At 71.6% G+C, this 19,078-nt stretch carries 16 protein-coding genes, 2 pseudogenes and 1 riboswitch; of the genes and pseudogenes, 13 read left to right on the top strand and 5 right to left on the bottom strand.

Going from position 1 to position 19,078, the window contains the following annotated elements:
* The 5 genes and pseudogenes from ACFY2B_RS15075 to ACFY2B_RS15055 all read left to right on the top strand — a co-directional run.
* Positions 1–147: pseudogene (locus ACFY2B_RS15075) on the top strand (4-hydroxy-3-methylbut-2-en-1-yl diphosphate synthase); the annotation flags it as partial.
* Positions 148–175: 28 nt separating this feature from the next.
* On the top strand, positions 176–2,080 hold the full coding sequence (gene dxs, locus ACFY2B_RS15070; RefSeq protein WP_390763547.1) for a 1-deoxy-D-xylulose-5-phosphate synthase: 1,905 nt from the start codon (positions 176–178) through the stop codon (positions 2,078–2,080).
* A complete protein-coding gene (locus ACFY2B_RS15065) occupies positions 2,077–3,462 on the top strand; it encodes an aspartate aminotransferase family protein (RefSeq protein WP_376538907.1) in 1,386 nt (461 codons plus the stop codon). The genes dxs and ACFY2B_RS15065 overlap by 4 nt, the downstream gene beginning before the upstream one ends.
* Before the next feature lie 71 nt (positions 3,463–3,533).
* Positions 3,534–4,133, top strand: coding sequence for a helix-turn-helix domain-containing protein (locus ACFY2B_RS15060; protein WP_390763546.1), 600 nt, complete (start codon positions 3,534–3,536; stop codon positions 4,131–4,133).
* Positions 4,130–4,252, top strand: coding sequence for a DUF6126 family protein (locus ACFY2B_RS15055; RefSeq protein ID WP_390763545.1), 123 nt, complete (start codon positions 4,130–4,132; stop codon positions 4,250–4,252). Before ACFY2B_RS15060 ends, ACFY2B_RS15055 begins: the two co-directional genes overlap by 4 nt.
* A 39-nt stretch (positions 4,253–4,291) precedes the next feature.
* On the opposite strand, the gene ACFY2B_RS15050 is transcribed toward ACFY2B_RS15055, so the two are convergent.
* On the bottom strand, positions 4,292–5,089 hold the full coding sequence (locus ACFY2B_RS15050) for a tyrosine-protein phosphatase (RefSeq protein WP_390763544.1): 798 nt from the start codon (positions 5,087–5,089) through the stop codon (positions 4,292–4,294).
* A gap of 172 nt (positions 5,090–5,261) precedes the next feature.
* On the opposite strand from ACFY2B_RS15050, the pseudogene ACFY2B_RS15045 reads away from it, so the two are divergent.
* The 5 genes and pseudogenes from ACFY2B_RS15045 to ACFY2B_RS15025 all read left to right on the top strand — a co-directional run.
* Positions 5,262–5,960 (top strand): annotated as a pseudogene (locus ACFY2B_RS15045) (glycoside hydrolase family 36 N-terminal domain-containing protein); the annotation flags it as partial.
* Between the two features lie 2 nt (positions 5,961–5,962).
* A complete protein-coding gene (locus ACFY2B_RS15040) occupies positions 5,963–6,112 on the top strand; it encodes a GH36 C-terminal domain-containing protein (RefSeq protein WP_390763567.1) in 150 nt (49 codons plus the stop codon).
* A gap of 279 nt (positions 6,113–6,391) precedes the next feature.
* Positions 6,392–6,551: riboswitch (cyclic di-AMP (ydaO/yuaA leader) on the top strand.
* 4 nt (positions 6,552–6,555) lie between these two features.
* A complete protein-coding gene (locus ACFY2B_RS15035) occupies positions 6,556–7,458 on the top strand; it encodes a peptidoglycan DD-metalloendopeptidase family protein (protein WP_390763543.1) in 903 nt (300 codons plus the stop codon).
* 183 nt (positions 7,459–7,641) lie between these two features.
* The gene (locus tag ACFY2B_RS15030) at positions 7,642–8,427 is read left to right on the top strand and encodes an SGNH/GDSL hydrolase family protein (RefSeq protein WP_390763566.1); all 786 of its coding nucleotides are present in this window, start codon (positions 7,642–7,644) and stop codon (positions 8,425–8,427) included.
* A gap of 212 nt (positions 8,428–8,639) precedes the next feature.
* A complete protein-coding gene (locus ACFY2B_RS15025; RefSeq protein WP_390763542.1) occupies positions 8,640–9,833 on the top strand; it encodes an MBL fold metallo-hydrolase in 1,194 nt (397 codons plus the stop codon).
* Between the two features lie 132 nt (positions 9,834–9,965).
* Here ACFY2B_RS15025 and ACFY2B_RS15020 read toward each other — a convergent pair whose 3' ends face one another.
* The 3 genes from ACFY2B_RS15020 to ACFY2B_RS15010 all read right to left on the bottom strand — a co-directional run bounded on the left by ACFY2B_RS15020 (position 9,966) and on the right by ACFY2B_RS15010 (position 13,740).
* Positions 9,966–12,173, bottom strand: coding sequence for a trypsin-like serine protease (locus ACFY2B_RS15020; RefSeq protein WP_390763541.1), 2,208 nt, complete (start codon positions 12,171–12,173; stop codon positions 9,966–9,968).
* Between the two features lie 197 nt (positions 12,174–12,370).
* Positions 12,371–12,883 carry a hypothetical protein gene (locus ACFY2B_RS15015; RefSeq protein ID WP_390763540.1) on the bottom strand — a complete coding sequence of 171 codons (513 nt, stop codon included), beginning with the start codon at positions 12,881–12,883 and terminating at the stop codon, positions 12,371–12,373.
* A gap of 674 nt (positions 12,884–13,557) precedes the next feature.
* Complete coding sequence (locus ACFY2B_RS15010) at positions 13,558–13,740, bottom strand: hypothetical protein (protein WP_390763539.1); 183 nt, start codon at positions 13,738–13,740, stop codon at positions 13,558–13,560.
* Between the two features lie 373 nt (positions 13,741–14,113).
* On the opposite strand from ACFY2B_RS15010, the gene ACFY2B_RS15005 reads away from it, so the two are divergent.
* Positions 14,114–14,437, top strand: a complete 324-nt coding sequence (locus ACFY2B_RS15005) for a hypothetical protein (protein WP_390763538.1) — start codon at positions 14,114–14,116, stop codon at positions 14,435–14,437.
* Positions 14,438–14,570: 133 nt separating this feature from the next.
* On the opposite strand, the gene ACFY2B_RS15000 is transcribed toward ACFY2B_RS15005, so the two are convergent.
* Positions 14,571–15,101, bottom strand: coding sequence for a sigma-70 family RNA polymerase sigma factor (locus ACFY2B_RS15000; RefSeq protein WP_390763537.1), 531 nt, complete (start codon positions 15,099–15,101; stop codon positions 14,571–14,573).
* Between the two features lie 610 nt (positions 15,102–15,711).
* Here ACFY2B_RS15000 and ACFY2B_RS14995 point away from each other — a divergent pair.
* Together ACFY2B_RS14995 and ACFY2B_RS14990 are read left to right on the top strand one after the other, a co-directional pair.
* Entirely contained in the window at positions 15,712–16,635 is a 924-nt protein-coding gene (locus ACFY2B_RS14995; RefSeq protein WP_390763536.1) for a dioxygenase, read from the top strand.
* A 283-nt stretch (positions 16,636–16,918) separates the two neighbouring features.
* The gene (locus ACFY2B_RS14990) at positions 16,919–19,063 is read left to right on the top strand and encodes an ATP-binding protein (protein ID WP_390763535.1); all 2,145 of its coding nucleotides are present in this window, start codon (positions 16,919–16,921) and stop codon (positions 19,061–19,063) included.
* Positions 19,064–19,078: the final 15 nt, after the last annotated feature.

The following is a 19,078-nucleotide window of genomic DNA, read 5'->3' as shown; positions in this document are numbered from 1 at the left end:
GGTGAGGTGATCAAGACGGTTCCCGAGTCGAAGATCGTGGAGACGCTGATCGAAGAGGCGATGAAGCTCGCCGAGCAGATGGAGGCCGAGGGCGCCGCATCGGGCGCCCCCGGCGTTGCGGGGACGCCGGCAGTGACAGTGAGTTGAACGAGCACGGACCGAGAGGGGGCCGAGCGTGACGATTCTGGAGACCATCCGGGGACCACGCGACCTGAAGGCGCTGTCCGAGGCGGAACTCGGTGAATTGTCCGAAGAGATACGCGAGTTCCTGGTGACCGCGGTGGCCAGGACCGGCGGCCACCTCGGGCCCAATCTGGGCGTGGTGGAACTCACCGTCGCACTGCACCGGGTCTTCGAGTCACCGGACGACCGCATCCTGTGGGACACCGGTCACCAGAGCTATGTGCACAAACTGTTGACGGGGCGTCAGGACTTCTCGAAGCTGCGCGGCAAGGGCGGCCTGTCCGGCTACCCCTCCCGCGAGGAGTCCGAGCACGACGTCATCGAGAACAGCCACGCGTCCACCGCGCTCGGCTGGGCCGACGGGCTCGCCAAGGCCCGTACGGTGCAGGGCGAGAAGGGCCATGTGGTCGCGGTCATCGGCGACGGCGCGCTCACCGGCGGCATGGCCTGGGAGGCGCTGAACAACATCGCCGCCGCCAAGGACCGGCCGCTGATCATCGTGGTCAACGACAACGAGCGGTCGTACGCCCCGACCATCGGCGGCCTCGCCAACCACCTCGCCGCCCTGCGCACCACCGACTCGTACGAGAAGGTCCTCGCCTGGGGCAAGGACGTGCTGCTGCGCACCCCGGTGGTCGGCGGCACCCTCTACGAGTCACTGCACGGCGCCAAGAAGGGCTTCAAGGACGCCTTCGCCCCGCAGGGCCTGTTCGAGGACCTGGGTCTGAAGTACGTCGGTCCGATCGACGGCCACGACATCAAGGCCGTCGAGTCCGCGCTGCGCCGCGCGAAGCGCTTCCACGGGCCGGTCCTCGTGCACTGCCTCACCGAGAAGGGGCGCGGCTACGAACCCGCCCTGGCGCACGAGGAGGACCACTTCCACACCGTCGGCGTGATGGACCCGCTCACCTGCGAGCCGCTCGCGCCCTCCAACGGACCGTCCTGGACCTCGGTGTTCGGCGACGAGATCGTCCGCATCGGGGAGGAACGGGACGACGTCGTGGCGATCACCGCGGCGATGCTGCACCCGGTGGGCCTCGGCAAGTTCGCCGAGCGCTTCCCGGAGCGGGTCTGGGACGTCGGCATCGCCGAGCAGCACGCGGCCGTGTCGGCGGCGGGCCTGGCCACCGGCGGGCTGCATCCGGTCGTCGCCGTCTACGCCACCTTCCTCAACCGCGCCTTCGACCAGCTCCTGATGGACGTCGCGCTGCACCGCTGCGGGGTGACGTTCGTGCTGGACCGGGCCGGCGTCACGGGCGTGGACGGCGCCTCCCACAACGGTATGTGGGACATGTCGGTCCTCCAGGTCGTACCGGGCCTCAGGATCGCCGCGCCGCGTGACGCCGACCAGTTGCGCGCCCAGCTGCGGGAGGCGGTCGCCGTCGACGACGCCCCCACCCTGGTCCGCTTCCCGAAGGAGTCGGTCGGGCCCCGGATCCCCGCGGTCGACCGCGTCGGGGGCCTGGACGTCCTGCACCGGGCCGAGCGGCCCGAGGTCCTGCTGGTGGCCGTCGGCGTCATGGCGCCGGTGTGCCTCCAGACCGCCGAGCTGCTCGAAGCGCGCGGCATCGGCTGCACGGTGGTGGACCCGCGCTGGGTCAAGCCGGTCGACCCGGCGCTGCCCGGGCTGGCGGCCGGTCACCGGCTGGTGGCCGTCGTCGAGGACAACAGCCGGGCCGCCGGAGTGGGCGCCGCCGTGGCGCTGGCCCTCGGCGACGCGGACGTCGATGTGCCGGTGCGCCGGTTCGGCATCCCGGAGCAGTTCCTCGCGCACGCCAAGCGCGCGGAGGTGCTGGCCGACATCGGTCTCACCCCCGTCGAGATCGCCGGACGGATCGGTGCGAGCCTGGCCGTCAGGGAGCAGACCGACGGCACAGTCAAGGAGAAAGCGGAATGACCACGGAGTTCGACCTCGGTGCCCTCCTGGCCGAGCGCGGAGCCGAGCGCTACGAGCTGCACACCAAGTACCTGAACCACCAGCTCCCGCGCATGCTGCACACCATCGGCTTCGACCGGGTCTACGAGCGTGCCGAGGGGGCTCACTTCTGGGACGCGGACGGCAACGACTACCTGGACATGCTCGCCGGGTTCGGGGTGATGGGCCTCGGCCGCCACCACCCGGTCGTCCGCAAGGCGCTGCACGACGTCCTCGACGCCTCTCTCGCCGACCTGACCCGCTTCGACTGCCAGCCGCTGCCCGGGCTGCTGGCCGAGAAACTCCTCGGTCACAGCCCGCACCTGGACCGGGTGTTCTTCGGCAACAGCGGCACGGAGGCGGTGGAGACCGCGCTGAAGTTCGCCCGGTTCGCCACCGGCAGGCCGCGGATCCTGTACTGCGAGCACGCGTTCCACGGCCTGACCACCGGGTCCCTGTCGGTCAACGGCGAGAAGGGCTTCCGGGACGGCTTCGCCCCGCTGCTGCCCGACACGGCCGTGCCCCTCGGCGACCTCGACGCCCTGTCCCGGGAACTGGCCAAGGGCGACGTCGCCGCGCTGGTCGTCGAGCCGATCCAGGGCAAGGGCGTGCACGAGGCCCCGCCCGGCTATCTGCGCGCCGCGCAGGACCTGCTGCACAAGCACAAGGCACTGCTCATCGCGGACGAGGTGCAGACGGGACTCGGCCGGACCGGGGACTTCTACGCGTACCAGCACGAGGACGGCGTCGAGCCGGACCTGGTGTGCGTGGCCAAGGCGCTCTCCGGCGGCTATGTGCCGGTCGGTGCCACCCTCGGCAAGGACTGGATCTTCAAGAAGGTCTACTCGTCCATGGACCGGGTCCTGGTCCACTCGGCGAGCTTCGGCGCCAACGCGCAGGCGATGGCTGCGGGTCTGGCCGTGCTGTCGGTGATGGAGGACGAGCAGATCGTCGCCCGTGCGCGCAGGACGGGGGACCAGCTGAGGTCCCGGCTGGCCGCGCTCATCGACAAGTACGAACTGCTCGCCGACGTCCGCGGCCGGGGTCTGATGGTCGGTATCGAGTTCGGCAGGCCCAGTTCGCTGAAGCTGCGCAGCCGCTGGACCATGCTGCAGGCCGCGCGCAAGGGCCTGTTCGCGCAGATGGTGGTGGTCCCGCTGCTCCAGCGGCACCGGATCCTGACCCAGGTCTCCGGTGACCACCTGGAGGTGATCAAGCTGATTCCGCCGCTGGTCGTCGACGAGGCCGACGTCGACCGGTTCGTCGACGCCTTCACCGCCGTCATGGACGACGCGCACAGCGGCGGTGGTCTGATGTGGGACTTCGGCAAGACGCTGATCAAGCAGGCGGTCGCCAACCGGTGACCGAACAGCCCGGGGTTTGCCTCTGAGGCAAGAAATTTGCCGATGAGGCAAACCTGCGGCTCAATGGAGGCATGAACTCCTCCGAAGCCGAGCTGGCCACCGTAGCGCCGCAGCTCCGCTCGTTGCGCCGCCGGACCGGCCTCACGCTGGAGTCGGCGGCGCGTTCCGCCGGGTTGTCGCCCGCCCATCTCTCCCGGCTGGAGACCGGGCAGCGCCAGCCGTCGCTGCCGCTGCTCCTGGCACTCGCCCGCATCTACGGTACGACGGTCTCGGAACTGCTCGGTGAGACCGTGGCCGACCGGGACGCCGTCGTGCGCGCCGCCGACATGGAGCCGACCCACGCGGGCGGCTGGACGTACTGGCAGGCCGGCGCCCCGGGCCGCGGGATGCAGGCCCTGCGCGTCCGGGTGCCGTACGGCTCGCAGGGCGACATCGTGCGCGTGCACCCCGGCGAGGAGTGGCTGTACGTCCTCCAGGGGCGGCTCGGGCTGCGCCTCGGGGACACCACGTATCTCCTCGCGCCCGGCGACAGCGCGCACTTCGACTCGCTGACCCCGCACCGCCTCGCCGCCGAGGACCACGACGGGGCGGAACTGCTGTTCGTCCACACCCTGCTGCAGAGTCCCACGGCCGCACTGTGCCTGGGCCCGATCACTGGAGAGTTGCGATGACCAACATGGAGGAGAAGTTCCCGCGTGCCCTGTGGATCCGGCTGATCATCTACCTCGTCGCCGGACACCTCCTGGCCGGCTTCATCTTTCTGCTGTTCGAGGTGGGCGCCAAGGGGTGAGCCGGCTGTCGGCCGGCTAGTGCAGGCCGGCGCTCCCCGTCAGTCGAGCAGGCGCTCGCGCAGCCGCTCCCGGGTCCGCGGTGCCAGGCCCAGCCCCTGTTCCAGGTAGGCGTCGACGCCGCCCCAGGTCCGCTCGACGGTCTCGAAGGCGGCCGTGAGGTACTCGGCGCGGGCGTCGAACAGCGGGCTGAGCAACTCCATGACCTCGGGGGTGTAGGCCGACTCGGCGCTGCCGCTGCGCCGCACCCGGTAGCGGCGGTGCGTGGCGTTCGACTTCAGGTAGTCGGCCAGGATCGCCTCGCGCTCCACGCCCAGGGCGAGCAGCGTCACGGCTATGGACAGGCCCGCGCGGTCCTTGCCGGCAGCGCAGTGCATGAGGACCGGCACGCTGTCCTCGGCCAGCGCGTGCAGCACCCGGGAGTGCTCGGCGGTGCGCTGCTCGATGATCGCGCGGTAGGAGACGAGCATCCGCTGCGCGGCCCTGCCGTCACCGAGGATCGTGCGCAGCTGGTCGAGGTCGCCGTCCCGGACCATCGTCCAGAACTCGGCGCCGTCCGCCGGGTCGGTCAGGGGCAGGTTGACGTTGCGCACGCCGGGCAGCTCGACGTCCGGCCCTTCCAGCCGCTGGTCGGCCGCGTTGCGGAAGTCGAAGACGGTGTGCAGGCCCAGGGAGGACAGGAACGCGGCGTCGGACTCGGTGGCGTGTGCCAGGTGGCCGCTGCGGAACAGCACTCCGTACCGCACCCGCCGTCCGTCCTTTGCCGGGAGCCCGCCCACGTCACGGAAGTTGCGCACACCGGCCAGCTCGGGTTCGGTCGACGGGACCTGCTGCGTCACGGGGGGCTCCTCCCGGTCGGAGCCCGTCGGCGCTTCTCGTCGACGGGCACGCTGTCGACCATACGACAAGCTTTTCCCGGGCAATGGGTTGTCCACAGGCGTTGCCACCGGGGCCCGCGGCCCTTGATGATGTTGAGGCGTGAGTGGATCTGTGGGCGCCTGCGAGGTTTCGATGGTGGACATCGCCGAGGACGGCCGTACGTGGTTGCTGAGCGGCCCGGGCAGCAGTTATGCGCTGCACCTCACGGAGGCGGACGAACTGCTGCACCTGCACTGGGGTCCCGCCGTCGCGCTCGCCGACGCCGAGGCCCTGGCCGCCCGTCCGCTGCCCGCCTACCGGGGCTTCGAGTCGCCGCTCGACGGGCACGAGGAGTATCCGGTCGAAGGCGGCCCGCGCTTCGTGCGGCCCGCGCTGTCGGTCCGTACCGAGGAGCGCCGCGGCACCGAATGGGTCTTCGAGGGCCACGCGGCCGAGGACGGGGAACTGAGGCTGCGTTTCCGGGACGCCGGGTTGGTCATCACCCTCCACTACCGGATGGGCGGCGACGTCGTCGAGCGGTGGGTGAGCCTCGTGAACGAGGGCGAGACGCGGGTGGAACTGCTCCGCGCGGACCCGGCCGCCTGGACCCTGCCCGACCGGGAGGGCTGGCGGCTGTCCCAGTTGCACGGCCGCTGGGCCGCAGAGTCCCGGCTGACCAGCGGTCCGCTCACCTACGGTGAGAAGGTCATCGGCAGCCGGCGCGGTCACACCGGACACCAGTACCTGCCCTGGGTGGCGCTCGACACCGACGCCACCGAGGAGCGCGGCGAGGTGTACGGCTGCGCGCTCGGCTGGTCGGGTTCCTGGCGGATCGCCGTCGCCCGACTTCCGCGTTGCGGCTGCGCGGACTCGATCCGTCGGCGGCGTACGAATGCCGCGAAACGGGTGAAGTGCACCGTGGTGCCGTGCTGTTGCACCACGGGCTGCACACCGCGCTCCGTGGAGACCTGGACGCCATGGTCATCCGGCTGCGCCGCGTCTGACCCTTCTGCCGGAATTACTCGCTTATGCAACCAGGGGGGTGAGGAGGGTCATACCGTGACGGTGGGTCGCCTGCCCTGCTCACGTAATGCATGGTCCGTGCGGGCGAATTGGCCGGGGGTACCCCGCCGACATGCACGGACGGTGACCGGGAATTCCCGTAATGGATCGAGTGAAACCCGTACGGGATGAAACGGGTCCTTGTCCGTTTGTGTCCCGCTCGCTTACGTTCGCCACCGATCCGGACGGACCGCCGAATCCTGCCGCCGCCCGGACACCGGACACACCACCCACCCGTGCACGGCAGGAGCGGGGGACCCACCAGGCACGACCGCCGGACCCGGTCTCCGGGACGGCAAGGGGTGAAGCCGCGCCCCGTGCGCGGCCGGGCAGCTCCAGCCCGAACCCGACAGCTCACCTCGCAGGCGCCGGAGAGGAATGCGCCATGCCCGCGAAGGGAAAGCACCGACGTCCGAGGCCCCAGCGCCGCACCCGTTCCGTCGCCGTCGCCGGAACGAGCGGAGCCGCACTGGCCCTGCCGCTCATCGGAACCACCGCGGCGCACGCCGCGCCCCCCGGGGAGGCTCCCCGGTCCGTCGCCGAGCAGACCGTCAGGTCCGCCGCCGGCACCGCCGAGCAGCGACGCGCCGCCGAGGACTCCGCCGCCCGTACCTACGTGGTGCGGCCGGGTGACCGGCTCGCCAAGATCGCCGACGAGCAGCACGTCAGCGGCGGCTGGCAGCGGATCTACCAGGACAACCGCCCGGCCATCGGCGGCGACCCGTCGCTGATCCACCCCGGTCTGAAGCTCACCCTCGGCGGGCGGGCCGAGCCGGACACCCACTCCGCGCAGCCGTCCCGGCTGTCCCGGTCCTCGTACGTGTCGGCGGCCGGCGCCTCGGCCGGCCGGACGGCCCGCACCGCCGGCACCGGCACCTCCACCGGCTACGGCCTCCCCGTCCTCGGCGCCAGGATCGGCACCGGCTACCACGTGGCCGGCGGCATGTGGTCCAGCGGCTACCACACCGGCGTGGACTTCGTCGCGCCGACCGGCACCTCGGTCAGGGCCGTGGCCGCGGGCACGGTCGTCACCGCGGGCTGGGGCGGCGCCTACGGCAATCAGGTGGTCGTCAGGCTGGCCGACGGCTACTACGCGCAGTACGCCCACCTGTCCCAGCTGTCCGTCTCGGTCGGGCAGACCGTGACCGAGGGCCTGCGGCTCGGCCTGTCCGGCGCGACCGGCAACGTGACCGGCCCGCACCTGCACTTCGAGATCCGTACCACGCCGGAGTACGGCTCGGACGTGGACCCGCTGGCCTACCTCCGCTCGCACGGCGTCGTCGTCTGACGGCCGCGGCAGCGCGGATGACGCGTCAACGCGCCTGTTCCCCGGCCTATTCCCGCGTTGGGAAAGTCTTGGCGAGTGTCTTATCTCACCGTTCGTCAACCCCTTCCTACGATCGCGTAGGTCACATCGGAAGGTGAATCATGGCCCGACGTGGCAGACGATTCGAAGAGTGACAACACAGCGGTGATCGGGTCGTACGTGGCGGTGGGGGACAGCTTCACCGAGGGCGTCGGCGACCCCGGCCCTGACGGGGCGTTCGTCGGATGGGCCGACCGGTTCGCGGTACTGCTCGCGGACCGTCGGCCCGAAGGCGGCTTCCGGTACACGAATCTCGCGGTGCGCGGGAGGCTGCTCGACCAGATGGTGGCGGAGCAGGTCCCGCGGGCGGTCGAACTGGCGCCGGACCTCGTCTCGTTCTGCGCGGGAGGCAACGACATCCTGCGCCCCGGCACCGACCCGGACGAGGTGGCCGAGCGGTTCGAACGGGCCGTGGCCCGGCTCGCGGAAGCGGCCGGCACGGTCCTGGTGACGACCGGCTTCGACACCCGTGGCGTACCCGTGCTGAAGCATCTGCGCGGCAAGATCGCCACCTACAACGGGCACGTCCGGGCCGTCGCCGACCGGTACGGCTGCCCGGTGCTCGACCTGTGGTCCCTGAAGGCCGTGCAGGACCGCAGGGCCTGGGACGACGACCGGCTCCACCTCTCACCCGAGGGGCACACGCGCGTCGCGCTGCGGGCCGGACAGGTCCTCGGCCTCGACGTCCCGGCCGACCCGGAACAGCCCTGGCCGCCGCTCCCGCCCCGCGGCACCTTGGAGGTGCGCCGCGACGACGTGCACTGGGCCCGGCAGCACCTGGTGCCGTGGATCGGCCGGCGGCTGCGCGGCGAGTCCTCGGGGGACCATGTGACGGCCAAGGGCGCGGTGTCCCCCGACGACATCAGGACGCGGATCGCGTCGGTGGCCTGAACCCTCGGGGCGGGTCCGGCGGACCGTTCCCGCCCCGGGACGCCCGCTCGGCGTGACCCCGCTCACGGCGGTCCGGGGGGCCTGGCCCGGTTCCCCCGGAAGAGTGCCCCGCCCGGCCTTCCCGCGCCCGGCCGCGGGTCACCCCGATGGCGCCGGACTGTCGCAGGGGCCACCCATAATGGATGGCCTCACCCACTCCACCAGGAGGTACCGTGTCCGGTTTGCGTTCCCCGAGCTCCGGGCTCCGCGTGTTGCAGCCCGCGGCCTTCGGCGCTGACCCGGGCGGTGACCGCCTGGCGCGCATCCGCAGCTCGCCCCACTTCGCCGACGGCGTCTTCCAGAACCCCGGGGGCCCCGCCCGGATCCGGCCCTCCGGGTCGATGCTGGAGCTGACGAAGCTCTACTTCGACCGGGAACAGCGGCCCCGGCGGGCCCCGCGCGGCACCGTCCCGGTGCACGCCACCACCCTCGCCGACCTGGCCCGGCCGCCCGCCACCGGGCTCCGGCTGACCTGGATGGGCCACTCCAGCGTGCTGGCGGAGATCGACGGACAGCGCGTGCTGTTCGATCCGGTCTGGGGCGAGCGCTGCTCGCCGTTCCCGTTCGCCGGGCCCAAGCGGCTGCACCCGGTGCCGCTGCCGCTCGCCGCGCTCGGCCCGGTCGACGTCGTGGTCATCTCGCACGACCACTACGACCACCTGGACATGCCCAGCATCAAGGCACTGGCCGGCACGGACACCGTGTTCGCCGTGCCCCTGGGCGTCGGCGCGCACCTCGAACACTGGGGGGTGTCCGCCGACCGGCTGCGGGAGCTGGACTGGCACGAGTCGACCCGCGTCGGCGGACTCACCCTCACCGCCACCCCCGCCCGGCACTTCTGCGGCCGCGGCCTGCGCAACGCGCAGCACACCCTCTGGGCGTCCTGGGCCGTCGCCGGCCCCGAGCACCGGATCTACCACAGCGGCGACACCGGCTACTTCGAGGGCTTCAAGGACATAGGCGCCGAGCACGGCCCGTTCGACGCCACGATGATCCAGATCGGCGCCTACAGCGAGTTCTGGCCCGACATCCACATGACCCCCGAGGAGGGCGTACGCGCCCATCTCGACCTCCAGGGCGGCCGGGCGCACGGAGCGCTGCTGCCGATCCACTGGGGCACCTTCAACCTGGCCACGCACGCCTGGGCCGAGCCGGGGGAGTGGACGAAGGACGAGGCCGACGCGGCCGGACAGGCGGCCGCCTTCCCGCGGCCCGGCGAGCCGTTCGAACCGGCGGGCCCGCTGCCCGCGGACCCCTGGTGGCGGCCGGTGTCCACGCCGCTCGCCCACCCGTGGCGCGACCGGGTGCGTCCGAAGGCCGCGCTCGAATCCGCCGACGGCGACCTCGACCTCGCGAAGGAGCGGTGACACGGGTTCCGGCCCGGCCGGCCGACGGGTTCCCCGCGGGGCCCCGGCGGCCGTGCGGCCGGAGGTGACGCGGACGGCGGCCCCGGTGGGTGGAATCCCTCCGGGGTCGCCGGTGCCGGTGCGCTGTGCCGGTCAGCGGATGGACATGCCGAACGCCTTGCCGGTGAGGGGCAGGCCGTTCAGGCCGGGCTGATAGGTGGTCACCGTCGCGCCGGTGCCGCCCATGGCGTTGGACCAGGGCAGGCCGTGGACGGCGCCACGATCGGCGGGGCCGTGCGGCATGCCGATCCACAGGTGGGTGGCGGTGGCGTTCAGGTATTTGCCGACGAGCTGGGAGGCGCCGGGGGTGCCGGGCAGGCCGCGTTCGTTGCCCGCCTCGATCCAGTGGTCGGAGTCGCCCGGGAGGCCCAGCAGGGAGAAGGTCTGCACGATGCCCGCGTCCGTAGCGGTACCGATGTCCTTGCCGGGTACGCCGACCGCGAGCAGCATGGTCGAAGCGGTACTGACCTGGTCGGGTGCGGTGTTGGCGGCGGCCACCCGGGTGCCGAACCCGTCACCGGCGGCGGAGGCGCCGTTCACACCGTCCACGCCCTGGTGGATGGTGGCCAGTTCACTGACGGCGCCGGCCGCGGTCACCCGCAGCGTGGTCACCTGACCGGCCTGCGGGAACGAGGTCGTGCCGACCCAGAGGGTCTCGCCCGGTGTGCCGACCGCGAGGACGGAGTCGGTCGCCGCGGTGGCGCCGGCGGGACGGTAGGGGACCAGTGCGAGGGACGCGCCGAACAGGTCGCCCGGCTCCGTCGCGTCGCTGACCCCGTCGGTGTCCTGGTTGACACTGGCCACCGGAGTGGGGATGCCGTCCGTGTTCACCGTGTGCTTGAAGATCGCCACCATGCCGGCGTCGGCGCTGGTGCCGACGGTCTCGCCGGGGGAGCCGACCGCCACGTGCTGGGGGTCGCCCGCGACGGACGCACCGAACTCGTCGCCCTCGCTGATGACGCCCACCACACCCGGCGAGTCCTGGTGGATGGAGACGCTGACGGAGCCGCGCAGGTAGTAGACCAGGCCCGCGTCCACGGAACCCTTCAGGTTCTTGCCGGGCGCGCCGATCACCAGGTACGGCTCACCGGCCGCGGTCTGTCCGGCGGCCAGCGCGGCACCCAGCCGGTCGTCCGCCTCGGACGCCCGATCCTTCAGGGCGCCGGTGCCGGTGCCCTGCTGGAGGGTCAGCGCGGCCTTGCCGTGCCCCAGCCCGTCCGGGGAACCGTAGAGGACGGTCACCGTGCCGGCGTCCGCGGCCGTGCCGACGTCCTCGAAGGGGGTGCCGACCACCAGGTCGGAGCAGCCGTCCTCGTCATGGTCGACCACGGCCAGGGCGGTGCCGAACTGGTCGCCCGCCTCCGCGTCGTCCGGGACGTTGTCGAGGCCCTGGTGGATCGTCTCGCTGCCCTTGCCGCCGCCGTAGACGGCCTTGACGAGGCCGGCCTCCGACAGCCCGCTCACGGACGCCTTGGGGTCGCCGACCGCCACGTCCTCGACGGCGTCGCAGTTGAAGTCGGTCACCCTCGGCGCGGTGGTCTTCGTGGCCACCCAGTCGGTGAGGTCGTCGACCCGGGTGGCCACGCCCCCGGTGCGCGTCTCGGTGGCGTCGGTGCCGAAGCAACCGCCTTGCCAGGAACGGCTGTTGACGGCAGCGAGGGTGGCCTTGCCGCTCACGGAGCGCACCAGCGGGCCGCCCGCGTCGCCCGCGCAGACCGCGGCGCCGTTCTGGCCCGTGACCGTGGTGGTGAAGGTGTCGGCGGCGTCCACCGCGAACGCGCCGCTGTGCAGCTTCAGCGGGGCCCACTCGTCCTTGGTGCGGCCGTAGCCGGCGGCGGTCAGCGTTTCGCCGGCGGTGGGCGCGGTGGGCGCGGTGGTCGCCAGGGCCACGGGGGTGGCGGTGGTGACCGGCCGGGAGAGACGGGCGAGGACCAGGTCGCGGTCGGTGCGCGGAGCCAGTTCGACCACGTTGACGACCTGGCCGGCGGTGGTACTGAGGTCGGTGCGGCCGACCGTCGCGGTCGTCTTCAGCTTCGGGGCGCCGACGGGCACGCTGAGCCCGGCGGCCGGGTCGTCGACGAAGCAACTGGCCGCCGTGAGCAGCCATTCGGCCTGCACGAGGGTGCCGGAACAGGCACGCGTGCCGTCGCCGATGTCCAGACGCGCGGTGTAGCCGTAGGTGGTGTCCGACGCGGCGGTGCCGGAGACGGCGTGCGCGGGTACGGTGGTCAGGACGACAGGAGCCGTGAGCAGGGCCGCGGCCAGCGCGATCCGGACGGGTCTGGAGTGTTGGATGTTCATGACCTTCCTGGGACGAGGACGTGGCGGGACGGGAGGGCACTTCCGCACCCCGGTGCGGCGGGGAGATCCGCGCGGTCCGGAGTTCCGGGAGAAAAGCGTCCGCAATGCTGTGCGGTGACGCCTGAAAGCGCCGGGAAAGCCCGTCGGCCGCCGATTTCCAGCAACTTACTCAGGCGCGAAATTCTCGGTCTGTCGTACTAACCGGTGACACGGATCTCGACGAGTACGGACCGGGCGCCGCCCACGGTGCCCTCACCCACACTCTCGAAGCCGCCCTCGGCCACCGTGACGGTGGTGGTCTCGCCGTTCGCGGTCAGGTCGGCGCTGATGGGGTGTGCACCGGTCTCCAACGCGAAGACGCGCGGCAGTTCGAGCGTCAGGAAGCCGGTCGACGCGGTGGCCCGGAAGCAGTAGTTGCCCTTCCGGCCGACCGTGTCGTCCTTGACCGTGTAGACCTTGATCTGGTCGGTCGTGGAGTCGCAGTCCACCAGCAGGACGTGTCCGTCGCCCCTCTTCAGCTGAATGCCCTCCGTCTGGAGGATGCGGTCGGCCCCGGGATAGTTGTAGTCCTCGACCGCGTAGGGCGGGGTCTCGGCAGCGGCGGAAACGCCGGGGGCGGAGTCCTGGGCGACAGCGAGGGGAATCCCGACGAGTGCCGCAACGGAACCTATGGCGCAGGAGACCAGGAGACTGCGCATGCGGAATGCCACCGCACACTCCTCTCAGGCGGCCGTCCGCGGAACGCGAAAACGCCGCCAGAATTGACCAACAGGGAAATGATGGCAATGGGACAGGCCGCTGAAACGAGTCACACCGTAACTACAGACTCGATCATCGTCAACACATTACTTTCGCTTCTCCGTTATGGTGGAAAAGGAGAAAGAATGGACATGGGAGATGGCCTCCTGATGGTCCGGAAGTCCTGTTCGCCCGTGTGAATCCAGAGACCGGACCGGCCCCTCCGGTGTCGCCGTGCGTCGCATATGGCCGTCGTTCAACCGGGATGGGAAACCGGTGAAGAGGGAATATTGGAGGCCATATGGCGCTGTTTCTCCGGTAATCGCCGACTCGGCGCTGCCGGCCGTACCGGGCCTGTCGGCAGGAGGGGCGGCGCGGCGTGCGCCGTACGCCGTGCCCCCCGTGGGCCTCTCCGCCTTCGATGCACTCGCCGATCCCCCTCTGCGTCGTACCTGTCGCAAGTACTCCGTTCCGGTGGCACTGTCCGGAATTGCCCGGCGCTCGGGAACGCGCCCCCCCACGAACAGCGAACCTTGATCGTGAACTTAATGCAAGAGTGAAGCGCGAGTAAAGGACCAGTTGTTGCGGGCAGGCCGTGCGGCCCGTTCGGTGTTCCGTGGCCGAGCCGGACGCGTTCACCTTTTATTTACCGAACGATCATCGTCGGGCGCGGGCTGGTGAATTCACACTCCTGCCGTCGCGGCCGGTGCCCGTCTCCCGCCGCCGCGCTCGACGCCTCGTCGGCGCGCCGCCGCTGCTCGCGCAGTACGCCCACGTAGGTGCGCAGCGCACCGTGGACGTCCTGGTGGGCCTGCCGGAACGTCGACACGTAGCCGCACGAGGTCCTTGTCGATGACCTTGCGCGGCGCCGACGGGGCCAACGCACCAGTTCCCGCGCATGGTTCAACGAGAAGTTGACCTTCTGCCGCCCCGTTGAACCTTTCCGGGGTGCCCGTGCGTGGACCCCCGGACAACGAACCGGGACGACCGGGTCAGGCGAGCGACCAGGAGGCGCGGTGCCCGACTTCTCCATCGACCGCACAGCGCTGCACACGGTGCAGGCGAAGGTGCGCGAACCGGCCGGCTCCGGGGCGCCTCGCGCAGCACGGACATGGACCAGGACATCACCGGCAAAGTCAACAGCAGCGGCCAGTAGCCCGCGGTTCGGAACAGCCCCTACCAGCAGTCAGGAGACAACCACCGTGGCCCCCACCCCCGACGTCCTGGTCGACTACGACGAGATCGCCCGCGTCGCCACCGCCATGGGCAGCAAACTCACCGACATCTCCGCGGAGTTGAGAAACTTGGAGACCACCGTCAGCGGACTCCTCCAGGACGGCCTCGTCTTCGAGGAGGCCGGCCCCGCCCTGCGGGACGCGTACACCGACTTCAGCAACCAGATGAAAACCTCGGCCAAGAACATCCAGGAGTACGCGAACACGTTCAACGACATCTTGCAGTCGCTGTCGGAATCGGACCAGGCGATCGCCACCGACGTCACCGACGCGGCCAACCGGAACGGCTGACCGCCATGGCCCGTCGTGCCCCGTCATCCGCACCGGGCGACGGGGCACGGGCCGGTCCGGCTACCCGCGCAGCACCGTCAGCGGGACCTGCGCCGTGATCGCCGTACCGGCCGGCGGCACCGGCGGCACCCCTTCACGCGGCCCGGAACTCGCGGCGCAGGGCCTGAAGCGCGTAGTGATTGCGCGACTTGACCGTGCCCGGCGGCACACCGAGCACCCGGGCGGCCTCGGTGCGGGTGCGGTCGTCGAGATGGACGTGGAAGAGCACTTCACGGTGCTCGGGCGACAGCCGCGCCATGGCTCCGTGCACCAGGTGCCGTTCCACCACCAGGTCGGCGATGTCGACGGCGGTGTGCGGGACGTGCGTCGGGCGCGGCAGGTCGTCGGGGCTGATGCCCACGGGAATGGCACGGTCCCGGCGGTGGGCGTCGATCGCGAGGTTGCGCGCGACCCGGAACAGCCATGCCTGCAACCGCTGGTCGCCGTGCTGGTCCAGATCGTCGGTGGTGAGCCACGCGCGCAGCATGGTCTCCTGCACGATGTCCTCGGCGCGGTGCCGGTCGCCCGAGGCGTACCGCGTCACGTACCGCAGCAGAAGTGCCCGATGACGCTCGGCGACGGGGGCGGCAGGGCCGGTATCGGTATCCGGTGGAACATGGGACATGCTCTGCTCCAAAACGGAATCGGGTGGGCAACGAGGGGCTGACACAGTACTGGGGGAAACTGTATTCAGGTCATATCATTTTTGTCTGGGGCCCCTTCTTCGGAAAGGTGGCAAATTGGGCAGGGAAACCTCAGGAAAAGCTCTGAATTTTGCCGGCCGGTCCGGTGGACGGAGCCCTCACCGGCCCGGCGTCCCTCCGGTGCGTAATTCCCTTGCCTGGTACGACGGTTGCCCGTTTGTCGCCGTCCGCTGCCCGTTTGGCCGCCAGCCCGTGCCCGTTTGCCCGGTTCTCCTTCCGCCCGGAAATGGTTGGCGATTGCACAGCGGGGAATCCGCGCGATCACCGGCATCCGATACCGGGGTGCCGAACGAACGGCGAATTGGAATCGGCGGACCCGGCCGGGTGAGCCGCCGCTGCGCCCGGCCGGGTGAGTCGCCGGCGCGCCCGGAGAATCGTCGTACCCTCCACCGCGCCGGCGCACTCGGCCCGCTGACGCCGTCAGGAACGACCTCGACCGCATTGCCGTACCGGCCGACCCCACGCCCCGACCAGCAGACCGGCCGCGGCTCCCTACGGGCCGCGGCAGGGCGGAAGGACGAAGGACGAACGATGACCGACCGAAGCCAGGACACCGGGCCGACGACACCCACCGCGGGCGGCCCGTTCACCGCGGAACGCTCCGCCGAGATCGTCGCCGCGAGCCTCGCCGGCACCACCGACGACCGCCTCCGCCGGATCCTCACCTCCCTGGTGCGGCACGCCCACGCCTTCGTCAAGGACGTCGGACTCACCTCCGACGAGTGGGCGGCCGGCATCCGCTTCCTCACCGAGACCGGCCAGAAGTGCGACGCCACCCGGCAGGAGTTCATCCTGCTCTCCGACGTGCTCGGTGTGTCCATGCTGGTCGAGACCTTGGACAACCCGGCCGGAGGACGGCTCACCGAGTCGACCGTGGAAGGCCCCTTCCACCTCGTCGACTCACCGCCGCGCGCGCTCGGCGACAGCATCGACGAGGCCGCGCAGGGCGGCGAACCGTGCCTGGTCACCGGGCGGGTCACGGACGAGGACGGCACACCCGTCGCGGGCGCGCGCGTCGACGTCTGGCAGGCCGACGCGACGGGCCACTACGACGTGCAGCGCCCCGGAGAGGTTCCGGACCGCAATCTGCGCGGCCTGTTCACCGCCGACGCCGACGGCCGGTTCTGGTTCCGCACCGTCGTACCGAGCAGCTATCCCGTCCCCGTGGACGGACCTGTCGGCAGACTGCTCCACGCCACCGGACGCCATCCCCACCGCGCCGCGCACCTCCACGTCGAGGTGTCCGCGCCCGGCGTCCGCACCCTGACCACCCACCTGTTCGTCGAGGGCACGCCCTACCTGGACTCCGACGTCGTCTTCGGCGTCAAGGAGAGCCTGGTCCGGACGTTCGCCCGGGTCGACGACCCGGCGGCGGCCGCCGAGCACGGGCTGCCCAGCCCCTACCGCCATGCCGACTTTCCCGTCACCGTCCGGCGCGAATCGACCGGTGACTGATTCCGACCGGCTCGAATCGCTCTGTTTTCGTTCGACTTCACGTTCTTCACCGGCTTATCGGGCTGTCGTACGACGCCTCATACCAGAGCGGGACCGTCGGCGGGAGACTTTGTCAACTGCCCGCCACACACGACACACAGGCGACTACTGTCAGTGTCCGTCGGCAGGACAGGGCCTGATGCCCCGCGTCATCGGCCCCCTCGACCGGCACCGCGATGGCGCATGCCCACGTCGTGCACCTCGCGCGAGGAAACAGGCCCGACGGACCCGTACGAGGACACCGATGTCTCACCTCCGTGCACCGGTCTGCCGTGCCGACCGCCGAGAAGGCGGCCGGCACGGCAGACCGGTGACCCATCCCGTTCCCGCACTGCCGGATGCCCACATACGGCCCCAACTCCTGCGCCTCGCCGTACTGCCGCCGCTCGCCGTCGCCCTCAGCGCGAGCGCGGCCGTCCTGTTCACCGTCCGTGCCACCGGCGCGCGGCCCGGCATCGTCCTCTGGAGCGTGCTCGCCGGAGCGGTCTCGGTGACCGTGGCGGGGATCGCGGTCGCCGCCGTCGCCGCGGACCGTGCCGCCCGCGCGGTGAGCGAGCGCGTCGGCGCGCTGCGCCGCAGCACCGAGCGAGGCGAGGCCGACCTGCGGGCCCTCGTGGAGGCGCTGCGACGCGGTGAAGGGGCGCCGCAGCGCAAGCCGCGCGGCGGACCGCCCGCGGACGCCGACGACTTCGAACTGCTCGCCGCCGACCTGTCCCGCGCCCACGACGGCGCCAGGCACGCCGTGGTCCAGGCAGCCCAGCTCTCCAGCCGGGCCGGCAGCGAACAGAAGCTCGAAGTCTTCGTCAACCTCGCCCGGCGGCTCCAGTCCCTCGTGCACCGGGAGATCTCCCTCCTCGACGAGCTGGAGAACGAGATCGAGGACCCCGACCTGCTCAAGGGCCTCTTCCACATCGACCACCTCGCCACCCGCATCCGGCGCCACGCCGAGAACCTCGCCGTCCTCGGCGGTGCCGTCTCCCGCCGCCAGTGGAGCAACCCGGTGGCCATGACCGAGGTACTGCGCTCCGCCATCGCCGAGGTCGAGCAGTACTCCCGGGTCAAGCTCGTACCGCCGATCGACGGTGAACTGCGCGGCCACGCCGTCGCCGACGTGATCCATCTGCTCGCCGAACTCGTCGAGAACGCGACCGTGTTCTCGGATCCGCAGACCCAGGTGCTGCTGCGCGCCGGCCTCGTCACCTCCGGGCTCGCCGTCGAGGTGGAGGACCGCGGCCTCGGCCTGCCGGTGGGCGAGCAGCGCACGATGAACGCCCTGCTGACCGACCCCGACCAGGTCAACGTGGCCCGGCTGCTCGCCGACGGCCGCATCGGCCTCTTCGTGGTCTCCCAGCTAGCCCGGCGCCACGGCATCGACGTGCGCCTGCAGACCAATATCTACGGCGGCGTCCAGGCCGTACTCGTCGTCCCGCAGGCCCTGTTGGGCCCCTCGCCACGGGTGTCGGCCGCCGCCAAGGGGGCGGTGCCCGCCGGGCTGGGGACCGGGGCACCGACGGCAGCGGCAGCCCGGCCGACGGCAGTGGCAACGGCGGCGCAGGACCGGACGGACGTCGGCAGGTCCGTCGACGGCAGCGGCGACCGGGCCGCCGGCGGCAGTGACGGCCGGCCGATGGGCGGCGCCGGTGGCCCGTCCGCCGACAGCGGTGGCGGAGGAGGGCGGACCGGCGGCGTCCGGGCCGGATCGGGCGGCACCGGTGTTCGGCGCGGGGCGGCGGACGCGGTCCGAGCCCGCTCCGAGGGATCCCCGGACCGGGCCGTGACGGACCACCCGGCCGGGCGAACGGACACTCCCGCCACGCCCTCGGCCGGACGGCGCCGGCCCGCGCAGCGCGACGCCACGGGCGCGACGGCCGCCACCCCCGGGCCGCTTCCGGTGCGCGGTGCCCACGAGGAGCGGCCCAACCCCGCGGAGGCCGTACCCGGCATCCGGGCCGCCGACCGACGGCCCGTCGAACAGCAGGCCGGCCTCGCACCGACCCCGCGTGCCGGCATCGTGCGCGGCACCATGGAACGGCCCCGACTGCCGCGCCGCCGCGCCCAGGAACATCTCGTACCCCAACTGCGGGGCGGCCCCACGGCACGTCCCGAGCCGGAGACCTTCGCCGGGCACGAACCCAGCCTGATGGCGGCCTTCCAGCGCGGCATCGGTCTCGCCGAGACGCAGCAGCACATGGAGTCGGCACAGACACCCAGGGAACCCCCGCACACAGACGCGCCCCACACGAACGTGCCCCACACAAACGCGTCCACCACGGACACGGCGCCCCTGGACCCGGCCCGCACGGACACCGCCGCCACGGCCGAGCCGCCTGCCCACGCGGTCGTCCCCGGCCCGAGGGACCGGCGTGACAGGAACGCACCCACCGGATGACCGCACCCACCCCTA

The sequence above is a fragment of the Streptomyces sp. NPDC001270 genome, from assembly GCF_042896695.1.
Classification (GTDB): domain Bacteria; phylum Actinomycetota; class Actinomycetes; order Streptomycetales; family Streptomycetaceae; genus Streptomyces.
Note: the sequence above shows the minus strand (reverse complement) of the source record. Positions and strands in the feature narration are given on the sequence as shown.

Excerpts from the sequence above, each read along its gene's own strand:
- ACFY2B_RS15065 (WP_376538907.1), top strand. The coding sequence starts at position 2,077 with ATGACCACGGAGTTCGACCTCGGTGCCCTCCTGGCCGAGCGCGGAGCC.
- ACFY2B_RS15060 (WP_390763546.1), top strand. The coding sequence starts at position 3,534 with ATGAACTCCTCCGAAGCCGAGCTGGCCACCGTAGCGCCGCAGCTCCGC.
- ACFY2B_RS15055 (WP_390763545.1), top strand. The coding sequence starts at position 4,130 with ATGACCAACATGGAGGAGAAGTTCCCGCGTGCCCTGTGGATCCGGCTG.
- ACFY2B_RS15035 (WP_390763543.1), top strand. The coding sequence starts at position 6,556 with ATGCCCGCGAAGGGAAAGCACCGACGTCCGAGGCCCCAGCGCCGCACC.
- ACFY2B_RS15020 (WP_390763541.1), bottom strand. The coding sequence starts at position 12,173 with ATGAACATCCAACACTCCAGACCCGTCCGGATCGCGCTGGCCGCGGCC.
- ACFY2B_RS15000 (WP_390763537.1), bottom strand. The coding sequence starts at position 15,101 with ATGTCCCATGTTCCACCGGATACCGATACCGGCCCTGCCGCCCCCGTC.
- ACFY2B_RS14995 (WP_390763536.1), top strand. The coding sequence starts at position 15,712 with ATGACCGACCGAAGCCAGGACACCGGGCCGACGACACCCACCGCGGGC.
- ACFY2B_RS14990 (WP_390763535.1), top strand. The coding sequence starts at position 16,919 with ATGTCTCACCTCCGTGCACCGGTCTGCCGTGCCGACCGCCGAGAAGGC.